General features: G+C 62.1%; 18 protein-coding genes. 6 read left to right on the top strand and 12 right to left on the bottom strand.

The window, feature by feature from the left end:
• Nucleotide 1: 1 nt before the first annotated feature.
• The 8 genes from NUH19_RS00260 to obgE all read right to left on the bottom strand — a co-directional run bounded on the left by NUH19_RS00260 (nucleotide 2) and on the right by obgE (nucleotide 9,559).
• Nucleotides 2-553 (bottom strand): DUF1836 domain-containing protein, encoded by a 552-nt coding sequence (locus NUH19_RS00260; RefSeq protein WP_262314555.1) that lies wholly within the window; start codon nucleotides 551-553, stop codon nucleotides 2-4.
• Between the two features lie 115 nt (nucleotides 554-668).
• Nucleotides 669-857, bottom strand: coding sequence for a 50S ribosomal protein L32 (rpmF, locus tag NUH19_RS00255; protein WP_225047309.1), 189 nt, complete (start codon nucleotides 855-857; stop codon nucleotides 669-671).
• Nucleotides 858-1,075: 218 nt separating this feature from the next.
• Nucleotides 1,076-3,673, bottom strand: coding sequence for an ATP-dependent chaperone ClpB (clpB, locus tag NUH19_RS00250; RefSeq protein ID WP_262314554.1), 2,598 nt, complete (start codon nucleotides 3,671-3,673; stop codon nucleotides 1,076-1,078).
• 340 nt (nucleotides 3,674-4,013) lie between these two features.
• Complete coding sequence (locus tag NUH19_RS00245; RefSeq protein ID WP_262314553.1) at nucleotides 4,014-4,391, bottom strand: LapA family protein; 378 nt, start codon at nucleotides 4,389-4,391, stop codon at nucleotides 4,014-4,016.
• Between the two features lie 9 nt (nucleotides 4,392-4,400).
• Entirely contained in the window at nucleotides 4,401-5,189 is a 789-nt protein-coding gene (locus tag NUH19_RS00240; protein ID WP_262314552.1) for an SDR family NAD(P)-dependent oxidoreductase, read from the bottom strand.
• 1 nt (nucleotide 5,190) lies between these two features.
• Nucleotides 5,191-6,126: a ribonuclease Z gene (gene rnz / locus NUH19_RS00235; RefSeq protein WP_262314551.1), complete on the bottom strand. Its 936-nt coding sequence runs from the start codon at nucleotides 6,124-6,126 to the stop codon at nucleotides 5,191-5,193.
• 118 nt (nucleotides 6,127-6,244) lie between these two features.
• Nucleotides 6,245-8,242 (bottom strand): acyltransferase family protein, encoded by a 1,998-nt coding sequence (locus NUH19_RS00230; protein WP_262314550.1) that lies wholly within the window; start codon nucleotides 8,240-8,242, stop codon nucleotides 6,245-6,247.
• Between the two features lie 27 nt (nucleotides 8,243-8,269).
• Nucleotides 8,270-9,559 carry a GTPase ObgE gene (obgE, locus tag NUH19_RS00225; RefSeq protein WP_262314549.1) on the bottom strand — a complete coding sequence of 430 codons (1,290 nt, stop codon included), beginning with the start codon at nucleotides 9,557-9,559 and terminating at the stop codon, nucleotides 8,270-8,272.
• A gap of 243 nt (nucleotides 9,560-9,802) precedes the next feature.
• Here obgE and NUH19_RS00220 point away from each other — a divergent pair, with 243 nt between their 5' ends.
• The 6 genes from NUH19_RS00220 to NUH19_RS00195 all read left to right on the top strand — a co-directional run bounded on the left by NUH19_RS00220 (nucleotide 9,803) and on the right by NUH19_RS00195 (nucleotide 16,562).
• Nucleotides 9,803-10,195 carry an MORN repeat-containing protein gene (locus tag NUH19_RS00220; protein WP_262314548.1) on the top strand — a complete coding sequence of 131 codons (393 nt, stop codon included), beginning with the start codon at nucleotides 9,803-9,805 and terminating at the stop codon, nucleotides 10,193-10,195.
• Nucleotides 10,158-12,086, top strand: coding sequence for an acyltransferase family protein (locus NUH19_RS00215; RefSeq protein ID WP_262314547.1), 1,929 nt, complete (start codon nucleotides 10,158-10,160; stop codon nucleotides 12,084-12,086). Before NUH19_RS00220 ends, NUH19_RS00215 begins: the two co-directional genes overlap by 38 nt.
• Before the next feature lie 175 nt (nucleotides 12,087-12,261).
• The gene (locus tag NUH19_RS00210) at nucleotides 12,262-13,011 is read left to right on the top strand and encodes a DeoR/GlpR family DNA-binding transcription regulator (protein WP_262314546.1); all 750 of its coding nucleotides are present in this window, start codon (nucleotides 12,262-12,264) and stop codon (nucleotides 13,009-13,011) included.
• Complete coding sequence (gene pfkB / locus NUH19_RS00205; protein ID WP_262314545.1) at nucleotides 13,008-13,925, top strand: 1-phosphofructokinase; 918 nt, start codon at nucleotides 13,008-13,010, stop codon at nucleotides 13,923-13,925. The genes NUH19_RS00210 and pfkB overlap by 4 nt, the downstream gene beginning before the upstream one ends.
• A 2-nt stretch (nucleotides 13,926-13,927) precedes the next feature.
• A complete protein-coding gene (locus tag NUH19_RS00200) occupies nucleotides 13,928-15,868 on the top strand; it encodes a PTS fructose transporter subunit IIABC (RefSeq protein WP_262314544.1) in 1,941 nt (646 codons plus the stop codon).
• 175 nt (nucleotides 15,869-16,043) lie between these two features.
• Entirely contained in the window at nucleotides 16,044-16,562 is a 519-nt protein-coding gene (locus NUH19_RS00195; protein ID WP_262314543.1) for a GNAT family N-acetyltransferase, read from the top strand.
• A gap of 61 nt (nucleotides 16,563-16,623) precedes the next feature.
• On the opposite strand, the gene uvrC is transcribed toward NUH19_RS00195, so the two are convergent.
• From uvrC to NUH19_RS00175, 4 genes are all read right to left on the bottom strand, one after another.
• Entirely contained in the window at nucleotides 16,624-18,411 is a 1,788-nt protein-coding gene (uvrC, locus tag NUH19_RS00190; protein WP_262314542.1) for an excinuclease ABC subunit UvrC, read from the bottom strand.
• Between the two features lie 583 nt (nucleotides 18,412-18,994).
• Entirely contained in the window at nucleotides 18,995-20,185 is a 1,191-nt protein-coding gene (tuf, locus tag NUH19_RS00185) for an elongation factor Tu (RefSeq protein ID WP_262314541.1), read from the bottom strand.
• Between the two features lie 201 nt (nucleotides 20,186-20,386).
• Entirely contained in the window at nucleotides 20,387-21,304 is a 918-nt protein-coding gene (locus NUH19_RS00180; RefSeq protein ID WP_262314540.1) for a hypothetical protein, read from the bottom strand.
• A gap of 51 nt (nucleotides 21,305-21,355) precedes the next feature.
• The gene (locus NUH19_RS00175; protein ID WP_262314539.1) at nucleotides 21,356-23,035 is read right to left on the bottom strand and encodes a ribonuclease J; all 1,680 of its coding nucleotides are present in this window, start codon (nucleotides 23,033-23,035) and stop codon (nucleotides 21,356-21,358) included.
• Nucleotides 23,036-23,183 lie beyond the last annotated feature (148 nt).

Below are 23,183 nucleotides of genomic sequence, written 5' to 3'. Positions count from 1 at the left end.
GTTAGTCCTTCTTTTTTGTGGGTTGGGCCGGGGTCACCATCGCGGTCATCGCCTCGACCAGCATTTTTTGCAGCACGGCGTTGATGGCCAGGTAGACCATCGCGCTTTGGACGTTGGTAGTATCTTGGCGGTTGACCTTGTTGATCAACACCTCGCCGGTGAAATCGGAGTTCACCTGCTGCACAGCGCCGATGAACGCGAGGATGAAGGCGTCAAAGGCCTGCTGCTTCTCGCGCCCCTGCAGCTGGTAGTCGATGCCCGCGGCGATGGTGTCCAGCGCAAACACCGGCTTGAGCATCGCAATCACTAGGATGTTGGCCAGCTGGCCGCGGTGGTACTTCTTCTTCAAGGGGCTGGTGATCACCCCTTTTTTGACGTAGTTGTTCACCATCGTCGCGGTCAGCTCGTCCAGCCCCAGCGGCGTGACGATGTCGTTGACGTACTGCACCACCTGGTCCATGTACAGGTCGAACTGCGGCAGATCGGCCCAGCGCGGCAGGCTGGCCTGGCGCAGCCGGTTCAGGTACGCGGCAAAATTTTTCTCTTCTGGCATAGTGACCTCCTTGAGCCCTGATACCTTCAGTATACCACGAGAGCTGGTTGTGAAAACGATGTGCCGCGTGTTCGGCGCAAACAAATAGCTCTGTGCATGCACAGAGCCATCTGGGTTACGCGTTAGCGTCTGACTTCTTGTTGACCACTTGGGCGCCTTTGTAGAAGCCCTTTGGTGAAACATGGTGAGAAACGCGGTATTCGCCGGTCGTTGCGTCGAATTGCAGGTTAGGCACATTCAACTTGATGTGACCGCGGCGCATACGCTTCTTGGTTTTTGAAGTTCTGCGTGCTGGAACTGCCATGAGCGGAAAACCCCTTTGTATTAGATTTCTTTTCTACTATACCGGACATCTGAGAAAATGCAAGGCAAAATCCCTGTCCGATGCCTTGGGTAGCGGACTACCACAGCACCACCTATCTTACTAGAAAGTGGCCGTCAAGGCAAGACCTTAACAGCAAATTTTCGCCGTGACGCGGTTTGACGGGATTGCTTCGGTGTCACCGCCGGCCAATCCGGCAGCTACTCGCTGGCCTTGGCGCTGGTGAAGGTCAAACCCCCGTCCTTGACGCCGACGGTCACCGTGCTTTGCGGCAGCACCTTGCCGGCGATCAATTCCCGGGCCAGCGGCGTTTCCACCGCCGTGGTGATCAGCCGCTGCAGCGGCCGGGCCCCGTAAGCCGGCTGGTAGCCCTTGTGTGCCAGCCACTCCTGGGCCGCCGGCGTGACGGTCAGCGTGATGTCTTGAGCCGCCAGGCGGCTGCCCAGCTGGGCGAGGTCCTTGACCGCAATTTTTTCGACGTCGGCCAGCGTCAGCGGGTCGAACATCACGATGTCGTCGACGCGGTTGAGGAATTCCGGCTTGAAGTGGCCGCGAATCAGCTGCATCACCTGGTCGCGAACCGCGGGTTCGATGTGGCCGGCATCGGCCGCGCCGTCGAGCATCAGCTCGGAGCCGAGGTTGGAGGTCATGATGATGATGGTGTTCTTGAAGTCCACCGTGCGGCCCTGGCTGTCGGTCAGGCGACCGTCGTCCAGCACCTGCAGCAAGATGTTGAAGACATCCGGGTGGGCCTTTTCAATTTCGTCCAGCAGCACGATGGTGTAGGGGTTGCGCCGCACCGCCTCGGTCAGCTGGCCGCCTTCCTCGTAGCCGACGTAGCCCGGCGCCGCGCCGACCAGGCGCGACACCGAGATTTTGTCCATGTACTCGGACATGTCGATGCGAACCATGTGCTTTTCCGAGTCGAACAAGGCGTCGGCCAGCGCCTTGGCCAACTCGGTCTTCCCCACCCCGGTTGGGCCGAGGAACATGAAGCTGCCCAGCGGTCGGCTGGGGTCCTGTAGCCCGGCACGAGAGCGCAGCACCGCGTCGGCGACCGCCGCCACCGCGGTGTCTTGGCCGATCACGCGCTGGTGCAGGTGCTCGGCCAGGTGCAAAAGCTTCTCGCGGTCGCCTTCGACCAGCTTGGCCACCGGAATGCCGGTTTGCCGCGAGATCACGGCGGCGATTTCGTTTTCGGTCACGGATTCCTGAACCAGCCACTCGTCGGGGCGGTCGGCCTGCTCCATGTCCTTGAGCTCCTTTTCAAGCGCCGGAATGGTGCCGTGCTGAAGCCGGGCGGCCGCCTCCAGGTCGTATTTGGCCTGGGCTTCTTCCAGCTCGTGCTTGGCCTTGTCAATCTCCGCCTTCTTGTCGTTGACGGCGCTGATGTCGGCCTTTTCCGCCGCCCATTGCGCCTTGAGCTTGTTGGTCTCCTCCTTGAGGTCGGCCAACTCCGCCTGCAGCTGGGTCAACCGCTTTTGAGACGCCGCGTCGCTTTCCTTGCTCAGGGCCTGGGCCTCGATTTCAAGCTGCATCTGGCGTCTTTCGGCCACGTCCAGCTCCGTTGGGCGGGAGTTCATCTCCACGTTGATGTTGGCACTGGCCTCATCGACCAAGTCGATCGCCTTGTCCGGCAGGAAACGGTCGGTGATGTAGCGGTTGGACAAGGTCGCCGCGGCGACCAGGGCCGAATCGTGGATGCGAACGCCGTGGAAAATCTCGAAGCGTTCCTTCAAACCGCGTAGGATCGAGATGGTGTCTGCCACCGTCGGCTCCTGGACCAGCACCCGCTGGAAGCGCCGCTCCAGCGCCTTGTCTTTCTCGATGTTTTCGCGGTACTCGTCCAGCGTGGTGGCGCCGATCAGATGCAGTTCGCCTCGCGCCAGCATCGGCTTGAGCAGGTTACCGGCGCCCATCGCGCCTTCGGCCTTACCGGCGCCGACGATGGTGTGAATCTCGTCGATGAACAAGATGATCTGCCCCTCAGACGCCTTGACCTCCTTGAGCACGGCCTTGAGCCGCTCCTCAAACTCACCGCGGTACTTGGCGCCGGCCAAGAGACTGCCCATGTCCAGGCTGATGATGGTCTTGTTCTTCAGGTTGTCCGGCACGTCCTGACGCACGATGCGCTGGGCCAGCCCCTCGACGATCGCCGTTTTGCCGACGCCAGGCTCACCGATCAACACCGGGTTGTTCTTGGTCTTGCGCGACAGAATGCGAATGACGTTGCGAATCTCCTCGTCGCGGCCGATGATCGGGTCCATCTTGCCGGTTCGCGCCTCTTTGACCAAGTCGGAGCCGTATTTTTTGAGGCTTTGGTAATTGTTCTCCGCGGTTTTGCTGGTGACCTTCGCGCCGCCGCGAACCTTGGTCACCGCGTCAGTCAGCTTCTTGGCGGTCAGCCCGGATTGCGTCAGGTACTGGGTGATCGGCAGGTACTGCTGGTCAAAAAGCGCGAGCAACACTGCCTCCGTGGCGATGTAAGTGTCGCCCAGCTTCTCTTGGACCTTGCCGGCGTCTTGCAACAGCTGGTACAAAGTCGTGCTGAGCGATTGGCCGTAGCTGGTCGCCCCTTCCACCACCGGCAGGTCGTCCAGGGCCTTGTCGATCGCCGCGTTCAACCCGTCGAGGTTGACCCCGGCGTCCTTGAACAAGGTGCTGGCAAAGGCGTTGGGCTGCACCAGCGCCTTCATCAGGTGGGCCACGTCGATTTCCTGGTGGTGCCGCACCGCGGCAATTTGCTGGGCCGAGGCCAGCGCCTCACTGACGGCCTGGGTTAAGTTATCTGGATTCATGTTCATCCTCCTTTGGCATCGCAACCGCGGCCAGTGGCCGCCGATCGTCTGGGCTACCCCTTCATGATACGCGGTTGAAGGGCGTCGCCGCTACAGGGACATCTTACCAAGAAGGCATTGGTCAGTAAAGGTCAAAACGAGCCTGGGCGCAAAAATCGGTCGCAGGGCGGAGCCGGCGGCCGGCTTGACGACGCGACACCGGCGCCAAGCGGACGGCTTCGCCAAACGCTTCCGGCGCCATCCGTCAGCGCTTGGCCTCGCCGCCTTGGCGCCACCACCGCGGTCGCGGGACCAAAAAAGCCCCGCGATGCGGGGCTTTCTCACGGCAAGCTAGACTTGCTTACTTGGTGCCTGGGGCCGGTCGGTTGGCGTTGTCCGGCGCGGCATGACTTGCGGCCAGCTGGCGTCGCAGGTCTTCGATCTCCGCGTCCTTGGCCTTGGTGGCTGCGGCCACCTGGGTCTTCACGTCGGCCTCCAGCGCCTGATTGGTCTTGGTCAGGGCGGCCATTTCTTTTTTGGTCTTGGCGAGGCTGGCGGTCGACACCAGAAGCGTGACCAAGGCGCCGAGCAGCAGCGACACGACGATCACGACGATCAGCGGCCACTTGAAGGCGGCGCCGAAGAAGTTGACGGCCACCGGCTGGCCATTCAGCAGGGCGAAGATGATCACGATCAAGGCGATCACCAGCCCGACGATTAAGCGCTGTTGATTTTTCATTCGATTCGCCTACTTTCGGTTGAATAAGCCGCCGGCCAGCCAATCGCCGACGTGCGGGGCAAGCGTGTAGAAGTCGGCGGCCAGGCTCATCACCGCCGGCGCGTTGATCTCGCGAACCGGGTGGTTGAAGGCCCGCACGATTCGCGCGGCCAGCCGGTCGGGATCCAGCACGATCCAGTTGACCTTCGCCAGGTAGGCGTTGGCCTGGGCGACGTCGAAAAACGCGGTGTCGATCGGCCCCGGGCAGACGGTGGTCACCCGAACGCCGAACGGCCGCAACTCCAGGCGCAGCCCGTTGGAGTAGCCAACCACCGCGAACTTCGTGGCGGAGTACACCGCGGACTTTGGCGTCGCCATTTTGCCGGCCATGCTGGCGATGTTGACGATGTGGCCGCGGTGGCGTTCGATCATCCCCCGCCCGATCAGCTGCGTCATGTACATCGTGCCAAGCACGTTGACGCGCATCATGTGCTCGACCAGCCCCATGTCCGTCGCCAAGGCGTCCTCGAAGTGACCGAACCCTGCGGCGTTCACCAGCACGTCAACCGGCCCCACCTCCCGGGCGATACGGTTGACCACGGCCTCGATGCTAACCGGGTCGGCCACGTCGCAGACGTAGGCGTAGGCCGGCTGGCCGGACAGCGCAGTGGCCTGGGCCTGGGCCGCCACCAGTCGGTCGCGGCGCCGGGCGAGGAACACCACGGTGGCGCCGCGCTTAGCGGCGGCGAGCCCGATGGCGCGACCCAGGCCGCTGGAGCCGCCGGTGACGACGACGATCTGATTCAACAAGCTGAACATGTCAAGACTCCTTTTCAAAGGGGATGTCGATGGTCTCCAGGTCGCGAACGACGTGGGTCTGCGGAAAGACGCGCTGAGCGGATTTTTGAAGCTGCAGGGCGGCCTGGCCGACGTACCTGGCGGAGATGTGGTTCAAAAGCAGCCGCCCGACACCGGCCTCCTTGGCCATTTTGGCGGCCTGCAGGTTGGTGGTGTGGTAGTACTGCCGCGCCAGCTGGCTCTCATCCGGGCCAAAGGTCGCCTCGTGAACCATCACGGTGGCGCCCTTGGCCAGCGCCACCGTCGCCTGGGTCATGCGCGTGTCGCCGAAAATCGCGACGGTGCGGCCAGGCTGGGCGGCGCCGATGAAGTCGGTACCGGAAAAGCTGCGGCCGTCCGGTAGCGTGACGGTCTGCCCCGCCTTGAGCTTGCCGTACAGCGGCCCGTTGGGAATGCCGGCCGCTCGCACCTTGTCGATCAGCAGCTCGCCGGGATGCGGCAGCTCCTCGACCCGAAAGCCGAAGCTCGCCACCCGGTGGCTGAGGGCGGCGAAGCTGACCCGGAAGGTCGCGTCCTCAAGAATTGGCCCCGGCGTTTCCAGCAGCACGAAGTTCAGCTTGTACGGCAGTCTGGTCTGGGTGACCTGCAGGCTGGTTCGAACGAACCGCTCGATGCCGGCGGGGCCGTAGATGGTCAGCGGTTCCTCGCCGCCTTGGTTGGCACGGCTGGCCAAAAAGCCTGGCAGGCCGAAAATGTGGTCGCCGTGCAGGTGGGTGATGAAAATCTTGGTCACCTTGCGCGGCCGGATGTTGGTTTTCAGAATCTGGTGCTGGGTTCCCTCCCCGCAGTCGAACAGCCAGACCTCGTTGCGCTCGTCCAAAAGCTTCAAGGCCAGGCTCGACACGTTGCGGGTCTTGGAGGGCGAACCCGCCCCGGTTCCTAAGAATAATAGTTCCATTGACTTCTTCCTATCTATGCACCGCGGTGCGAACTACTCATTAGTTTACCACAAACAACCGGGGGATTGCGCGGCCCTGCGCAAAGAAGCGAGGCGCTGTCGCGCCTCGCTTCCAAGCTTAGTTGCTGGTTTTCAGATGCGCCATGATTTCCTTGGTCACAAAGGCGACGTAGTACTTGGCGCCTTCGGGGTTCGGGTGAACGAGGTCGTTGTAAAACCAGCTGCGGTGGTCCTTGCAGTAGCTTTGCCAGTCGATGACGGTCAGGTTCGCGTAGCGCTTGGTCGCGGCCTGCAGGGTCGCGTTGACCGTGTTTTGCCACGGCCTGGTCGGCACGTGAACGTTGATCCAAAACACCTGGCGCTGGCTGCCGATTGCCGCCATCATCTCCCCCATCTGGGCGGTGGTGAACGGGCCGTTGGTGCCAAGGCCGATCACCACCGTGCTGGCCAACGCCCCGGTTTGGGCGTAGCGCTTGACGATGTCCACGCTCTTGTACAGCTGGCGGGACACGCTGGCGTCGATGAAGGACTTGGGCATCAGCTTTTGCAGCGTCGGCTTGGCGTCAAGCATCACCGAGTCGCCAACCGCCGTCAGCGTGACGCCCTGCGCCTTGGTCAACGCATCTTGGCTGATACCGTACTTGACGAAGTCGCCGTTGACCCCGGGCTTGGCCGGCGCCTGGCTGCTTGAGGCCTTGCTACTGCTTGAGGCTTTGCTGCTCGTGGCCTGACTGCTGCTGGAGGCCTTGCTGCTGCTCGAGGCCTTTTTTTCGCTGGCCGCTTTTTTCGCGGCAGCAACGCGTTTGCGGGCTGCGGCCAGCTCCTTTTGCTGCTGGGCCTTGTCGGTCTCGTTGGCCCGCAGCTTCTTGGCCACCGCCGAATCGTTGGCCGTGTCCTTGACCCCAGGCGCCATGATCATCCCGACGGTCCCAAGCGCCAGAATCAGCGCGGCAACGCCGCAGACGATGCGGGTGCGGCGCAGCGCCAGCTTGGGGTTGACCAGCGCCTTGAGGCTGCCCCACAGGTGGCGGTAGTCCAGATGCGCCAGTGACTGCTCGATGAAGCGGTACGAGAGCTCCGAAATGGCCAGAATCAACAGCACCTCAAGCACCGGGTACAGCACCGGGTGGTCGGCGATGTTCTTAAAGCCGTTTTCCCAAAAAATCATCACGGGGAACTGGTACAAGTAGATGCCGTAGCTGCGCGAGCCGACCCAGTGAAACACCGGGTTGCTCAACAGCCGCCCCCACAAGGTGGCCGGCGAGGCGACCACCGCGATCAGCAGCACCGTCGCCAGGGTGAAGCCGAACATCCCGCCGAGGTAAAGCGTGCGGCCATCCGCGTCCAGGCTGAGCATCCCCCAAACCATCACGGCCGCCGCCGCGGTCCCGATCAGATCAAGCGCCAGCGCGGCGCGGCGGTTGAGGTGCCGCGCCAGGCGGGTCGAGGGCCAGACGAAGGCCAAGGCCGCACCGAGCATCAGGCCGAACAGCCGGGTGTCGGAGCCGTAGTACAGCCGGCTGGGATCGCCGGTCGGGTGCAGCAGCGCCAGAATGGCCATCCACACCCCACTCAAGGCCGCGATGCCCAGCGTGATCTGGAAGCGCCGCTCGGGCTTTTTGACCAACTTGATCAAAAGTAGGAACGCCAGCGGCCACAGCAGGTAGAACTGGCCCTCGATCGACAAGGTCCACAGGTGCGTGAACGGCGACTCATTGTTGGCGAACCGCGCGAAGTACGACTGGCCGTTGAAAATCTGCCACCAGTTGTAGGTGAAGGTCAGGTTGGCCAGCACGATTTTGTGAAAATTCAGCAGCAGATCCCGGGAAAACAGCACCATCCACGCCCCGGTGCCGAACAGCACCGCGACCAGCGCCGGGTACAGCCGCTTGGCGCGACGGGCCCAAAAGCTCGGCAGCGCCAGCCCCTCACCGGCGTCGTTGTGGCGAATGAAGCCGTCGGTGATCAGGTAACCAGAAATTGCCAGAAAGATGAGCACCCCCAGGTACCCACCGCGAAACAGCTCGGGCCGCAGGTGATACAAGATGACGCCGATCACGCCGATCGTCCGCATCCCGTCGAATCCCCCAATGTAGCGATGTTTTGCCTTCGCCATGTGGTCGCCTCCCACTCCTTGTGCCAACTATTCGACGAACTCGAAGGTGAAGTCGTCGATGGCCACCAGGTCGCCGGTTTGGGCGCCGGCCTCCCGCAGCGCGTCGTCGACGCCGATGCTGCGCAGCTGACGGGCGAAGCGAATCGCGCCGTCGTCGTGGTCCAGGTTGGCCATCTTGAACAGCCGCTCGACCTTCTCGCCGCTGAGGATGAAGGTGCCATCCGCGTCGCGGGTGACCTCAAGCTCGGTTGACTTCGGGGCGAACTGGTAAGTCGCGTTGGCCAGGGCCCGGGACTTCGGGGTGAAGACCGGGGCGGTGGCCAAGGCCGCCGCGGTGTCTTGCATCAAGGCGGCCACACCGTCGTGGGTGATGCTTGAAATCGCGTAGATCTGCGCCGGCTGCACCCCTTCTTCAATCAGCGCCGCCTTGAATGCGGCGAAGCGTTCCGCGGCGCCGGGCACGTCCATCTTGGTGGCGACCACCAGCTGCGGCCGGCTCAAAATGGTGTCGTCGTAGGTTTCAAGCTCGCGTCTGATCTGGTGGTAGTCGGTCAGCGGCTCGCGGCCGTTATCCGGATCCATTTCCACCAGGTGCAAAATCACGCGGGTGCGTTCGACGTGGCGCAGGAACTGGAACCCTAACCCTACGCCGGTGCTGGCGCCCTCAATCAGCCCGGGTAGATCCGCCATGACAAAGTCCGAGCCGTCCGGCAGCTGCACCATGCCGAGGTTGGGCACCAGGGTGGTGAACTGATAGGCCGCAATTTTGGGCTTGGCCTTGGTGACCACTGACAACAGCGTCGACTTGCCGACCGACGGGAAGCCGACCAGACCGACGTCGGCCAGCACCTTGAGCTCCAGCGTGACGAAGCGGTGCTGGCCCGGCTCGCCGTTCTCAGCGATTTCGGGCGCGGTGTTTTTCGGTGAGACGAAGTGCATGTTGCCGCGACCGCCGCGGCCGCCGCGGGCCACCACCAGGGTGGCGCCGGGTTCGGTCAGGTCGCCGACCTGCTCGTGGGTGTCGGCGTCGAACACGGTGGTCCCGGCCGGCACCGCCAGCCGCACGTCTTCGGCCCCGCGGCCGTACATCTGCTTGCCCTGCCCGTTGCCGCCGGCCTTGGCCTTGAAGTGGCGCTGGTAGCGGAAGTCCATCAGGGTCCGAAGCCCCGGGTCGACGTAAAAAATGATGGAGCCCCCCTTGCCGCCGTCGCCACCGGCCGGGCCGCCGAACGGAACGAATTTTTCATGCCGGAACGCGACCATTCCGTCGCCGCCCTTGCCGGCTTGCACCTCTACTGTGACTTGATCGACAAACATAATGTCCTCCTGCCTTCGTAACGTAATCTACCTATTATATTGATTCGCGCTGAAAACCGCAATGCAAACGCCGCTCTCATTATAACAATTTTTGCCCGGCCGTGCCGTGGAATTGGCTCTGGTCTCGGCGTTCGGTCGAGAAAGCGTTTTAATCCGATGCAACGCCATTTTGCCCTTTTGCTCGCCGCGGGATTAGCTTATGATTTAGCATGACGCTTTGTTTGAGCCACCGAAGGAGACACCATGAGCAATCACCACCTGCGCTACTTTTTGGAAATCATCACCATGCTAACCATCTGCGCCTTTGCTTGGCTGGCGCTTGCGCCGCAAACCGCAACGACCGCCCATTACCGCCTCGATGCCGGGCGAATCACCTACGACGGTCGCGCCTTCAAGGGCCAGTTCTCGGGCCAAGGCACCCTGCGTTTTCAAAACGGCGACCGCTACGTCGGCCGCTTCAAGGCGGGGCGCTTCAACGGTCGCGGCCGCTTCACCTCACACGCCGGCTGGCGCTACGTCGGCCACTTCAAGGCCGGACAGGTGACCGGCACCGGCAGTCTGACAACCGCACAACACACCTATCGGGGGACGTTCAAGAATGGTCAATTCACACGCACACAAGCACCTTCGGATTAACTGGTTCAGCCTGGTTCGCATCACCGGGCTGCTGCTGGTGCTCACCTACCACTTCTTCCCCCACGCCCTGGCCGGCGGCTTCATTGGCGTCGACGTGTTCTTCACCTTCTCGGGTTTTCTGATCACCAGCCTGATGATCGACGAATTCGCCAGCAGCCAGACTTTCGACCTGCTGGGCTTTTACCGGCGCCGCTTCTACCGAATTGTGCCGCCCCTAGTGCTGGCGGTGCTGGTGGTGATTCCCTTCACCGCCTTGGTCAGCCCGGACGTCATCACGGGCCTGGGCCGGCAGGTGGCCGCCGCCCTGGGTTTTGTCACCAATTACTTTGAAATCGCAACCGGCGGCAGCTACGAGACCAAGTTCATTCCCCACCTGTTCATCCACACCTGGTCTTTGGCCGTCGAGATGCATTTTTACCTGGTGTGGGGCGCCTTCGTCTTCTTGCTCACCCGCTTCATTCGCCGCGTCGGCGGCCGCCCCAGCGCGATGACCGTGTCGCTGCGCATGGGCCTGGCGCTGTTTGCCCTGGCCTTCGGCGGCGCCAGTGCGGTGTTGATGAACCTGCGGGCCCAGGGGCTGAGCGAGTACTCGCCGGTCTACTTCTCAAGCCTGACCCACGCCTTCCCGTTCTTCGTCGGGGCCTTGCTCGCCACCCTGACCGGCATCGCCAACCGCCCCTACTGGTTCGAGGCCTGGGGGCGGCGCATTCACGCCGTGCCGGCCGCCTTCATGATGCTGGTCGGCGCCTCGGGCCTGCTTGTGCTTGGGCTTTGGCTGCGCTTTGACGCGCTTGGCACCTACCAGTACGGCATGCTCTTGGCCGCCGGGCTGGCGGTCTTGATGATCGTCGGGGCCAGGCTCTTGCACGAGGCACTCGCCGGCCACCGCGAGCCTTGGCTGGTCACGTTTTTGGCTGACACCTCGTACAGCATGTACCTCTACCACTGGCCGCTCTTCGTGGTCTTCTCCCGCCTGTTGCCGACCTGGCAGGCAGCGCTTTTGACCGTCGTCTTGGGGCTGGTGTTTTCCAGCCTGTCCTATTACGTCATCGAGCCGGTGCTCGCCGGCCGCCCGGCCAGGCTCGGCGCCCTGCGACTATCCGGTCGCTACTTGGGCCTGCCGATCGGGGCGTTGGCCCTGGCGCTGGCCGTGGTGGCCGTGACCACCGTGCGGTTGGCGCCGGCTCGCTCCCAGCTTGAGCAAAGCCTGTGGGTGGGGAGTCTGTACCAGGACCGCGATCAGCTGGCCGACGCCAAGGCCCAGATTCTGGCCGTCAACGCCCCCAAGCCCAAGGCGGCCCCGGCGGCGCCGGTCAAGCCGACCGTCACCGACTACCGCGCCTACAACCACCACAGTCAGGCCGCCAAAAACAACATCCCGGCAGGCGTCTCGATCATCGGTGACTCGGTGACGCTGGGGACCCGCGAGTACCTCGGGTCCCATGTCGCAGGTTCCAGCATCGATGCGGCCGGCGATCGCACGATGAACCTGGCCTACGCGGTGATGATGGCGCAGCAAAAGGCCAACGCGCTGCGCGAGTTCGTCGTGATCTGCATCGGCACCAACGCGCTGGACGATTACGCCACCCAGATTGCCAAGGTGATCAAGGACCTCGCCCCGGGGCACAAGCTGATCTTCATGACACCGTACAACCGTGAGGCCGGGCCGACCTGGAATTCCACCAAGGTCGGCGAGCTCGAGCGCAAGCTACCGGCCAAGTACGATTGGATCACGGTCGCCGACTGGGAGCAGGTCGCCGGAAAGCACCCAGAGTTGTTCGCCGGCACCGATGGCGTTCACTTCGCCGGGCGGCGCCAAGGCGACATCCTTTACGCCCAGCTGGTGAACACCACCCTGATTCAGGCGGCCAAGCAGCCGGCCAAACCCTAACGCACGGTCAAGGTAGCCCCCGGGGCTGCCTTTTTGCGTGGTCGCGCCGCGGTCGGTCGACTGACGCAGCGATGACGGGTTGTGACCAGCCACGCAATCTTTTTGAACGTTTTTGAACGATTTTGCTTGCACGTGACGGGTTGTGGCGTATAATGAGCTTTGCGAGGTGATGGAAATGCTTACAGAAGAGCGGCAACGCTTCATCAAAGACTGCCTGACGCAGCAGGCGGTGGTCAAATCCAAGGAACTGATGACCGCGCTCCAGGCCTCCGAATCAACCATTCGCCGCGACCTAGCGGAGCTCGAGGCCGCCGGCGCCTTGCGCCGGATTCACGGTGGCGCCGAGCGGCTGGCCGAAAACGTGACGGAGGCCACTGTCCAGGAGAAGGCCGGCCAGGCGCTGATTGAAAAGCGCCTGATCGCCCAGGCCGCGGTCGCGCTGATTGCGCCGCACAGCACCATTTTCCTGGACGCCGGCACCACCACGGCGCAGCTGATTCCCTTGCTGCCGCCACTGGAGGTGACCGTGGTCACCTCGGGCGTCGACAACGCCAGTCAGCTGGCCGACTTCGGGGTCTCGGCCCTGATGCCCGGCGGCCGCATCAAGGCGGCCACCAAGGCCACCGTCGGCGCCGGTACCGTGGCCGCATTGGCCGACATGCACTTCGACCTCGCCTTTCTCGGCACCAACGGCGTTCACCCCAAGTACGGGCTCACCACCCCGGACGCCGAGGAGGCGCAGGTCAAGCAAACCGCCATCGCCCAGGCCAAAAGCACCATCATCTTGGCCGACCCCGCCAAGTTCGGTCAGGTCAGCTTCGCCAAGTTCGCGAAGCTGAGCGACAATCGCATCCTGACCACGCGGCTATCGGCCCTTGCCCCTTATTACGCAGATTACCCCAACATTAAGGAGGTCCCCCTTTGATCTACACGATCACTTTGAATCCCTCTATCGACTATGTCGTCACGCTCGATGCGCTTGACCTCGGCCTGGTGAACCGGCTGAGCTCGGCTACCAAGCTGCCCGGCGGCAAAGGCATCAACGTCAGCCGCATCCTCAAGGAACTGAACCAGCCGACCACGGCGCTGGGTTTTGTCGGCGGCTTCACCGGTCAGTTCATTCAGGCCCAGCTCAAGCACCGCGAGCTGGCCTGCGCCTTCACCACAATCGCGGCGGACACCCGCATCAACGTGAAGCTCAAGGCCCAGCAGGAAACCGAGCTCAACGCCCCCGGGCCGACGATTGCCCCCGCTGAAGTCGCGGCCTTTCGCGCCAACCTGCAGGCCAACCTGAAGCCAGGCGACGTGGTAGTGATGGCCGGCAGCCTCCCCAATGGCCTGCCCGAGACCTTCTACCGCGACCTGATTCCCATGATTCAGGCCGCCAAAGCCGAGTTCGTCATCGACACCACCGGCCAGGCGCTTTTGGACACGCTGGCGGATCACCCGCTGGTGGTCAAGCCCAACCACCACGAGCTGGCCGCGCTGTTCGGCGACGCCGAGTACACCAGCCTGCAAGACATCGTCACCGCCGGCCGCCGACTGCTAGACCTCGGGGCCCAGCACGTGCTGGTGTCCATGGCCGGCAAGGGGGCGCTGATGATCACCCCGACGAAGGCCTACCACGGCAACGTCGCCAAGGCCCCCGTGGTCAACTCGGTCGGCGCCGGCGACTCGATGCTGGCCGGTTTCACCGGGACGCTGGCCTCCGGCGGCGACGCCCTTGAGGCCTTCAAGTGGGGCCTCGCCTGCGGCAGCGCCACCGCCTTTTCCAAGGACCTGGCCGACCGGGCGACCATCGATCAGGTTTACCACACGATTGAAATGGAGGAAGTCTAAGCATGGACATCAAGGACCTACTGCTCAAAAACGTCATGATCATGGACCTCAAGGCCACGACCAAGGAAGCGGCGATCGATGAAATGGTCGCCAAGTACGCCAAGGAAGGCATCATCACCGACGCCGACTTGTACCGCGGCGATATTCTCAAGCGCGAGGCGGAATCCACCACCGGCATCGGCGAAGGCATCGCGATGCCCCACGCCAAAGACAGCGCCGTGACCCGGGCCACCGTGCTGTTCGCCAAAAGCGCGGCCGGTGTCGACTTCGCCTCCTTGGACGGTCAGCCGGTCAACCTGTTCTTCATGATCGCCGCCCCACAAGGCGCCAACAACACGCACCTGGCGGCCCTAGCCGCCCTGTCCTCGCTGTTGATCGACCCGCAGCTCGTCACCGCCTTGAAGGGGGCGAAGACGCCGGATGACGTCTTGCGGCTGTTCGGGGATGCCCAGGCGGCCAAGGAGGCCAAGGACCAAGCGGACGAAGCCGCGGCAGCCGCCAAGGAAGCCGCTCGCAACGCCGCGGCCACCCCGGCGGCCCGGCCGTTCGTCGTCGCCGTCACCGCCTGCCCCACCGGCATCGCCCACACCTACATGGCCGAGGCGGCCCTGAAGGAGCAGGCCGAGAAGATGGGCGTCGACATCAAGGTCGAAACCAACGGCTCGGAAGGCGTCAAGCACAAGCTGACCGCCCAAGACATCGCCCAGGCCGCGGGCGTCATCATCGCCGCCGACAAGAAGGTCGACATGCCGCGCTTTGACGGTAAGCCGCTTTTGAACCGCCCGGTGATCGACGGCATCAAGAAGCCAGAGGAGCTGATTTCAAAGGCCGTGGCGGCCGACGCGCCGATTTACCACGCCGCGGCCAGCTCCGCCCCGGCCGCCGAAGAAGCGGACCAAAAGAGCCTCTGGAGCCGGATCTACCAAGACCTGATGAACGGCGTGTCCAACATGCTGCCCTTCGTGGTCGGCGGTGGGATCATCATGGCGCTGTCGTTCATTTTCGAGAACGTGTTCGGCGCCAAGTCGATGGCCTTCACCTTCACCAACAACCTGGGCAATTACGCCTTCAGCTTCCTGGTGCCGGTCCTGGCCGCCTACATCGCGGTGTCCATCGGTGACCGCCCGGCCCTGATGCCCGGCTTCGTCGCCGGCTACATGGCCACCATCGCCAGCGCGTCGGTGGTTCACGCCCAAAACCCGGCCGGCTTCATCGGCGGGTTGGCCGCCGGCTTCATCGCCGGCTGGCTGATCGTCGGGCTCAAGCGCCTGTTTGCCGGCATGCCGCACTCGCTGGACGGGCTCAAGACCATCCTGGTTTACCCGGTGATCGGCCTGGCGCTGATGGGGTTGATCATGTTCTTCGTCGTCAACCCAATCTTCGCCGCGATCAACGGCGCCTTGATCAGCTTCCTGGAGAACATGGGCACCGGCAACGCCGTCTTGGTCGGCGTGATTCTGGCGGCCATGATGAGCATCGACATGGGCGGCCCCTTCAACAAGGCGGCCTACACCTTCGCCATCGGCATTTACCAGGCCAGCAACTTCACCGACGGCCGCTGGATGGCCGCGGTCATGATCGGCGGCATGATTCCGCCTTTGGCCATCGCGTTGGCCTCGACCTTCTTCCCGCAAAAGTTCACCAAGACCGAGCGCAACTCCGGCCTGTCTAACTACGTGCTGGGTCTGACCTTCATCACGGAAGGCGCGATTCCATTCGCCGCCACCGATCCCCTGCACGTCATCGGCAGCTCCGTCATCGGCTCGGCGATCGCCGGCGGCCTGACTCAGCTGTTCAAGGTCAACGTCCCGGCCCCGCACGGCGGCATCGTTGCCCTGGCCCTGACCGACCAGAAGCTTGGCTTCATCATCAGCCTGGTGGTCGGCGCCGTCATCGCCGGGGTGATCCTCGGCCTCTGGCGTCCGGTTGCCAAGGAAGACTGAACCAACTGACAATCCCGGCGGCTCGCCGGGATTTTTTGGTGGCACCGCTGCCCTTGCCGGCCGGGTCACCGCGAGCGGCCGACCGCCCCGGCGCGACCGCGAGCCATTTTACTGTTCACATTCCCCGCAAAGCGGGTATACTGGTATGGAAACTCACTGAAGGGAGCATCGCCTCTTGGATCCGATTCGTTACGAAAAGCTGGCCGACCACACCGAGGCCGGCCGCAAGTACTTCATTGAACACTGGCTGTCAGACACCCTGATCGTCTCGGCCGGCGATTACCACTTCGACGACCTGAACGGCCTGATCGCCCTGGAAGGCGAAACCGTCGTCGGGCTGATCACCTACGCCGTTCACGGCAACGCGATGGCGATTGTCAGCCTCAACAGCGTCAGAAACGGCCGCGGCGTCGGCAAGCACCTGCTCCACATGGCCGAAAACCGCGCCAAGATGCTGGGGCTGACCGTGATGGACGTCTCCGTCATGAACGACAACCTGCAGGCTCTGGGGTTCTTCCAGCGCCAGGGCTACCGCCTCAACAAGATCCTGCGCGGGTCCGTCGACATCGCCCGGCAGCGCAAGCCCGAGATTCCAAGCCTCGGCAGCAACGACATCCCGCTGCACGACGAGGTGCTGATGGCCAAGCGCTTGGTGCTGCCGCGAACGGAGGCTCCGGCCCAGCCCGAAAACTGATGCACAGCCCAAAAAGCACCGTCCGACCTTGGGCCAGACGGTGCTTTTTGAGTGCAAATGGTCACTGCGCCTGCAGCGACACCTTGATCGCCTGGGCCACCGGCTTGGCGATGCCCAGCGCCTGAATGTCTTCGACCGATGCGTCCTTGATGTGGTTGACCGTCTTGAACTCGCGCAACAACTTGGTGCGGGTTCGCGGCCCCACGCCCTTGATCGTCTCCAGACGGCTGGCCAGTGAGTTCTTGTTGCGCAGCTGGCGGTGGAAGGTGATGGCGAAGCGGTGAACCTCCTCTTGAATGCGCTCGAGCAGGTAGAAGCCCTGCGACTGCGGATCGAGGTCCAGCGGCTCGTCGCGGTCGCCAAACAGCAGCGCCGCCGTCTTGTGCTTGTTGTTTTTGACCATGCCGGCGACCGGAATATCCAGGTTCAGCTCGTTTTCCAGCACGTCCTTGGCCGCGTTCATCTCGATCGCCCCGCCGTCCATCAGGATCAGATCCGGCAGCGGCGCGTGTTCCTTCAGCAAGCGGGTGTAGCGGCGGCGAATCACCTCGCGGGTGTTTTGATCCTCGTTGGCGGAGTGGTCGCCTTGGTCTTGGGCCAGCTTGTACTTGCGGTAGTTGGTTTTTTCCGCCTGGCCGTTGACGAACTGCACCATCGCCGACACCGGCTCCGCGCCTTGGATGTGGCTGTGATCGAAGGCCTCCATCACGTGGCCGAACGGCAGCCCCAGCGCCTCAAAAATCTCGCGCTGGGCGCCGACGGTCGTGCGGTTGTCCAGCTCCATCAGCCGGAACTTCTCGTCCAGCTTGATGCGTGCGTTCTTGTGGGCCAGCGCCATCAAAGACCGTTTTTCGCCGCGCTGCGGGGTTCGCACCGGCACCTCGATCACCGACTCCAGCACCGCGTTGTTCACACCGGCCGGCACCAGCACCTCCTTGGGCCGCACGTTGTTCTTGCGGTCGTAAAACTGCAGGATGAAGGACTCAAACTCCTCTTCGGCGGAGTTGACGATGGGAAACAGCCGCGACTCGCGCTTCATCAGCCGGGCCTGGCGGATGAAGAAGATTTGAATCGAAATCCAACCCTTGTCCATGTAGAAATTGAAGATGTCGCGCTGGGTCTTGTCCGTCGAGATGATTTTTTGCTTCTCGACCGTCACGTCGATATAGTGCAGCTGGTCGCGCAGCTCGGCGGCCCGTTCGAACTCCAGCCCGGCGGCGGCCTTGTTCATCGCCTGGGTCAGGTGCTGCGTGACCTTGCCAGTGTTGCCATCCAAGAAGCTCTTGATCTTGGTGATCTGCGCGGCGTATTCCGCCTCGGGGACCGTTCGCCAGCAGGCCCCGAGGCACTGGCCCATGTGGTAGTACAGGCACGGCCGGCCCTGAAAGCCGTTGCAGCGGCGCAGCGGGTACACCTTCTCCAGGAAGTGCATGGTCTCTTGGGCGGCGTAGACATTGGGGTAAGGGCCGAAGTAGTAGGCCCCGTCCTTCTTGATGTCGCCGGTGATCTCGAGCTTGGGGTCGCGCTCGTTGGTGATCTTGATGTACGGGTAGCCGGTGCCCTTCTTCAGCTTGATGTTGTAGTAGGGCTGCCACTTTTGAATCAGCGTGATTTCAAGGAGGAAGGCCTCCTTGTCGGAACTCGTGACGATGTAATCAAAATCGGCAATTTCCGCCACCAGCCGGGCGGTTTTGCCGTCGTGGCTGGACTTGAAGTAAGACCGCACCCGGTTCTTCAGGTTCTTGGCCTTGCCGACGTAGATGATCTTGCCCATCACGTCCTTCATCTGGTAGCAGCCGGGCAGGTCGGGCAACAGTGCCAGCTTGTGTTCAATGTGTTCTGAGGCCACAATGCCCCTCCTCTCGAAACAAACGTTCGCTTACTATTGTACAAAGGGTGCTGACCAAACGCAAGCGACGCCGCCGGGCCTAATCAAAAAGCCGCCGCATCGCCCGCGACGGCCGCGCCGAAGCCACCGCGAAGCAATTGCGCGGTGGCTGCGGCCTTGTTTTGCTAGATTGCGCCGGCGCGGTGGCCGGTTGACGGCCGCCGCGACTGCTCGAAGCAGCCCGGTGCAAGCCACTGGTCAGTGGCCCGCCGCAGCTACCTCGCGTTGCGAGTAGGCGGGCCATAATTGCGGCCGGTGGGTGGTGGTCCACACCCTGGTGGTCGGTCCCAATCGGAGGGGACCGTTGCGCGAAAACGTCGACGTTGTTGCCTGGTTCGGCATGGCATGGGTGGGGGTACTGGGAATGCTTATGTCCCGGACCTTCCCCCTAAGCAGAAGAGTTGCAAGCGCTGCGGCCGCGGCGCTTTCTCTGCCCGTTGACAATCATCTGAGCCTAGTGTAAGCCCTACCACGTGAGCCGTCAACTTTGACGCTCACGCAAAAAAACACCCCCGTGTGGGAGTGTTCTTGTGGCACTGCGTTATTAGTCGAGGATTTCGGAAACAACGCCGGCGCCGACGGTACGGCCACCTTCACGAACGGTGAACTTGGTACCCTTTTCGATCGCGACAGGGCTGATCATGTCGACTTCGAAGGTCACGTTATCGCCAGGCATAACCATTTCTACGCCTTCTGGCAATTCGATAACGCCGGTAACGTCCGTCGTGTGGAAGTAGAACTGAGGACGGTAGTTGGAGAAGAACGGCGTGTGACGGCCGCCTTCTTCCTTGCTCAGGACATAAACTTCGCCCTTGAACTTGGAGTGGGTCTGGATCGAACCCGGCTTAGCCAGGACTTGCCCACGCTCAACCTGGTCGCGGCCAACGCCACGAAGCAGGACACCGACGTTATCGCCGGCTTCGCCCAGGTCAAGGGTCTTGCGGAACATTTCAAGGCCGGTAACGGTGGACTTGATAACTTCTTCCTTCAGACCAACGATGGAAACTTCGTCGCCGATCTTAACCGTCCCACGATCGATACGACCGGAAGCAACGGTCCCACGACCGGTGATGGTGAAGACGTCTTCAACAGGCATCAAGAAAGGCTTGTCGGTGTCACGAACTGGGGTTGGGATGTATTCATCAACCGTGTCCATGAGTTCCATGATAACCTTTTCCTGTTCTGGGTCGCCTTCAAGGGCCTTGAGGGCAGAACCGCGGATAACAGGAATGTCGTCACCAGGGAAATCGTATTCGGACAGCAGTTCACGAACTTCCATCTCCACGAGGTCGGTCAGTTCTTCGTCGTCAACCAGGTCGGTCTTGTTGAGGAAGACGATCAGGTAGTCAACACCAACCTGGCGAGCCAAGAGGATGTGTTCGCGGGTCTGTGGCATTGGGCCATCAGTGGCCGCAACAACCAAGATCGCACCATCCATCTGAGCCGCACCGGTGATCATGTTCTTAACGTAGTCCGCGTGCCCTGGCGCATCGATGTGAGCGTAGTGGCGCTTTTCGGTCTCGTATTCAACGTGGGCGGTGTTGATGGTGATACCACGTTCCTTTTCTTCAGGGGCAGCATCGATGGATGCGTAGTCTTGCGCCTTGGCAAGGCCCTTTTCGGAAAGTACCTTGGTGATAGCCGCGGTCAGAGTGGTCTTACCGTGGTCAACGTGCCCGATCGTACCAATGTTTACGTGGGGCTTAGTGCGTTCATAGTGTTCTTTTTCAGCCATGAAAAAACGAACCTCCTGTATATTTTCGTAAAGACGCAAAGTCTAAACCCTGCAATCCTTTACGTTCTAGTGTACTACATTTAAGCCGAAATACCAAAGGAATATTTTGGCTGGAAATGAATTCCGAAAATGATTATATCGAGAATCCCGGGCTTTGTAAACCTGGAACGTCAACTTTTTTCCCTTTACACCAAAATCCCGTCATTTCGCCATATTCACGAGTTCTGCGGTCTGTGCCTGCAGCCAGTTGAATAACGCATGCTCCGCCTCGGTCACCGCCGCCCCCGACTTGTTCAGGTAGCTTTGGGCAAAGTGCTTGGGATCGGGAATCGCCCGGTCGACGAACGGGTACAAGTACCCCAGCTCAAACCGCAGCACCTCCACGGTCGCCCGCATCAGCTCCGGATCGTTCAGCCCGATCTCAAGTTGAATGTGATTGAGCACCTGCAGCAGCGTCTGGTCGTTCAGCACGCCGGGCAGCCGGCTTGGCACCACCGTACCTTGGGTCTGATAGCCGGTGACGGTCACCGGCGTCTCATCCCCCACCGCCGTCAGCGCGTCGAGCAGGCTGATGCGAATCGCCGGGTGAACATCGGGGTCGGTCAAGTTAGGCTGGGCGGCCTCAATCATCACCGAACGCGGCAGCCGGCCGAGGTCGGCGATGGCCAGCTCCTGCTCGTGCGGGGCGAACCCGCCGAGGTGGCGCAGCTTCTTGGCCAGCGTGTCGATGACCGGGCCGTTTTGCGCCAAGTCGGCCTGCTCGGCGGCCTCGATGCGCAGTTTGAGGGCGTCTTGGCCGGCTGCGACGTGGTGCAACACCGCCCAGGCGAAGCGGTAATCCGGCAGGGCCAGCAAAATGTCGTACAACAGGTCCGTGTCCGTAGCCGTGGCCAGAAAATCCTCCATGAACTGGCTGGCGTAAGGCACCGCCCCCTTGGCATCCCCCAGGCCCAAAAGCGCCTGGGTCAGGGGCTTGGCCACCTCGAACACCGGGGTTTTCTTGAACGCCTTTTCCAGGTGTGGCACGGCGCTTGCGAAGTTTTGCTTCTTCAGTGCGGTCAGGCCCAGGGTGAGGTGGCGATCGCTGTTATTTGGCATTGTGACTACTTTTCCCATCATGTCCTCCAGTGAGACCCAAAAAACGGCACCCTGCGGTGTCGTTGTGGGCGATTATTGCCGCTTGGCGCTGTTTTGATTGACTTCCATGATCACCGGCAGAATCACCGGCCGCCGCTTGGTCTGCTCGAACAGGAAGCGACTCAGATCGTCTCTGACGCTTTGCTTGAGGGTGCTCCAGTCGAATTCCTTGTTGTCCAGGCTCTTTTGGACCGTGCCGGCCACCAGGTCGGCGGATTCGGTCATCAGGTCCTTGGCGGTCTTCATGTAGACGAAGCCGCGGCTTTGAATCTTCGGCTTGGCCACGATGCGCTTTTTCTTGCGGTCGATGGTGACCACCGCGATGAAAATGCCGTCCTCGGCCAACATCTTGCGGTCGCGCAAGACGATGTTGCCGATGTCACCGACCCCGATGCCATCGATCATGGTGTTGCCGGCGTCGACGTGCCCGGCGTTGTGCATCTTGCCCTTCTCGTAGCTCAAAATGTCGCCGATGTTGGGAATCAGGATGTTCTCGCTAGGAATCCCGGTTTCCTGCGCGATTTCGGCGTGAGCGGCCAGCAGGCGGTACTCGCCTTGCACCGGAATCACGAAGCGCGGCCGCAGCAGGTTCAGCATCAGCTGCAGATCCGCCTTGTTGGCGTGGCCCGAGGCGTGCAGGTCGTCGGACACCGCCTTGACCTCGCCGCCTGCGCGGTAGATCATGTCGCGGGTCTTGGCCGCCATGGTTTCCATCGCGTGGGAAATCGAGGTGGTGATGAACACCAAGTCGCCTTCGTGAATGTGAACCAGGCGGTGCTTGTTGGTGGCCATGCGCTGCAGCGACTTCAGCGGTTCGCCCATGCGGCCGGTTTCGAGAATCACCACCTGGCTGTCATCCAGAGTCCGTAGTTCCTTGGTGGTCGCCAGAATGTCCGGGTTCGGCAGCGCGATGTCGTTCAGGCGAATCGCCGTTTTGACCACGCGCTCCACCTCGCGGCCGGTCAAAACCACGCGCCGGTTAGTAGCGGCCGCGGCGTTCAGCACCTGCTGGATGCGCTCGATGTTGGAAGCCACGCTGGCCACCACGATGCGGCCGGTGTGGTACTTGAAGGCCTCTTGAATGTAGTTGTAAATCTCGTGTTCACTGGCGTTTTGGTACGGCGATTCCGCGTTGGCGGAGTCGGACAAAAGCGCCAGCACCTTGCGATCGCCAATCTTGGCCAGGCGCGACAAATCGGATGCGTACTGCGGTGCCGCGCTTTGGTCGAACTTGAAGTCGCCGGTGTAGACAATCGCCCCGCTCGGCGTTTCGATCACGATGCCCAAGGCGCCGGGAATGCTGTGGGTCGTCGGGAAGAACGACACCTTGATTTTGCCGAACTGGACGACGGACTTGGCCGTCACCTCGTGGAAGTCCTTGAACTTCTTGGCGGCCGGCGTGGTCATGTTGAGCTTGGCCAAGGCGATGGTCAGCTCGGAGCCAAAAACCGGCACCGGGTGGTCGACGAGGAAGTACGGCAGGGCCCCCACCGCGTCGGCGTGGCCGTGCGACAGGAAAATCCCCTCGATGCGATCCGCGTTCTCCTCCAAGTAGGTCAGATCGGGAATCACAATGTCGATGCCCAGCAGCTCGTTGTCGGGATACTTCAGCCCGAAATCACATACAAAAATTCGGTCGTCCACTTCGATTGCGTACATGTTCTTGCCGTTCTCACGTACACCACCGAGGGCGACCACCTTGATTTTACTCATGGGTTCACCTCTGGTTGATATTTAGGTTTTTCGCCAAGTCTTGGCACGAATAAATCCTTTTACCAGTGTACCACACCCCGCCCGGTCTTGCACCCAGGCTGCGGTTGCCAACGGCCGGTGCAACCCCCAACCTGGGGCTCGCACCGGC

The sequence above is a fragment of the Lacticaseibacillus parakribbianus genome, assembly GCF_025490915.1.
Classification (GTDB): domain Bacteria; phylum Bacillota; class Bacilli; order Lactobacillales; family Lactobacillaceae; genus Lacticaseibacillus; species Lacticaseibacillus parakribbianus.
Note: the sequence above shows the minus strand (reverse complement) of the source record. Positions and strands in the feature narration are given on the sequence as shown.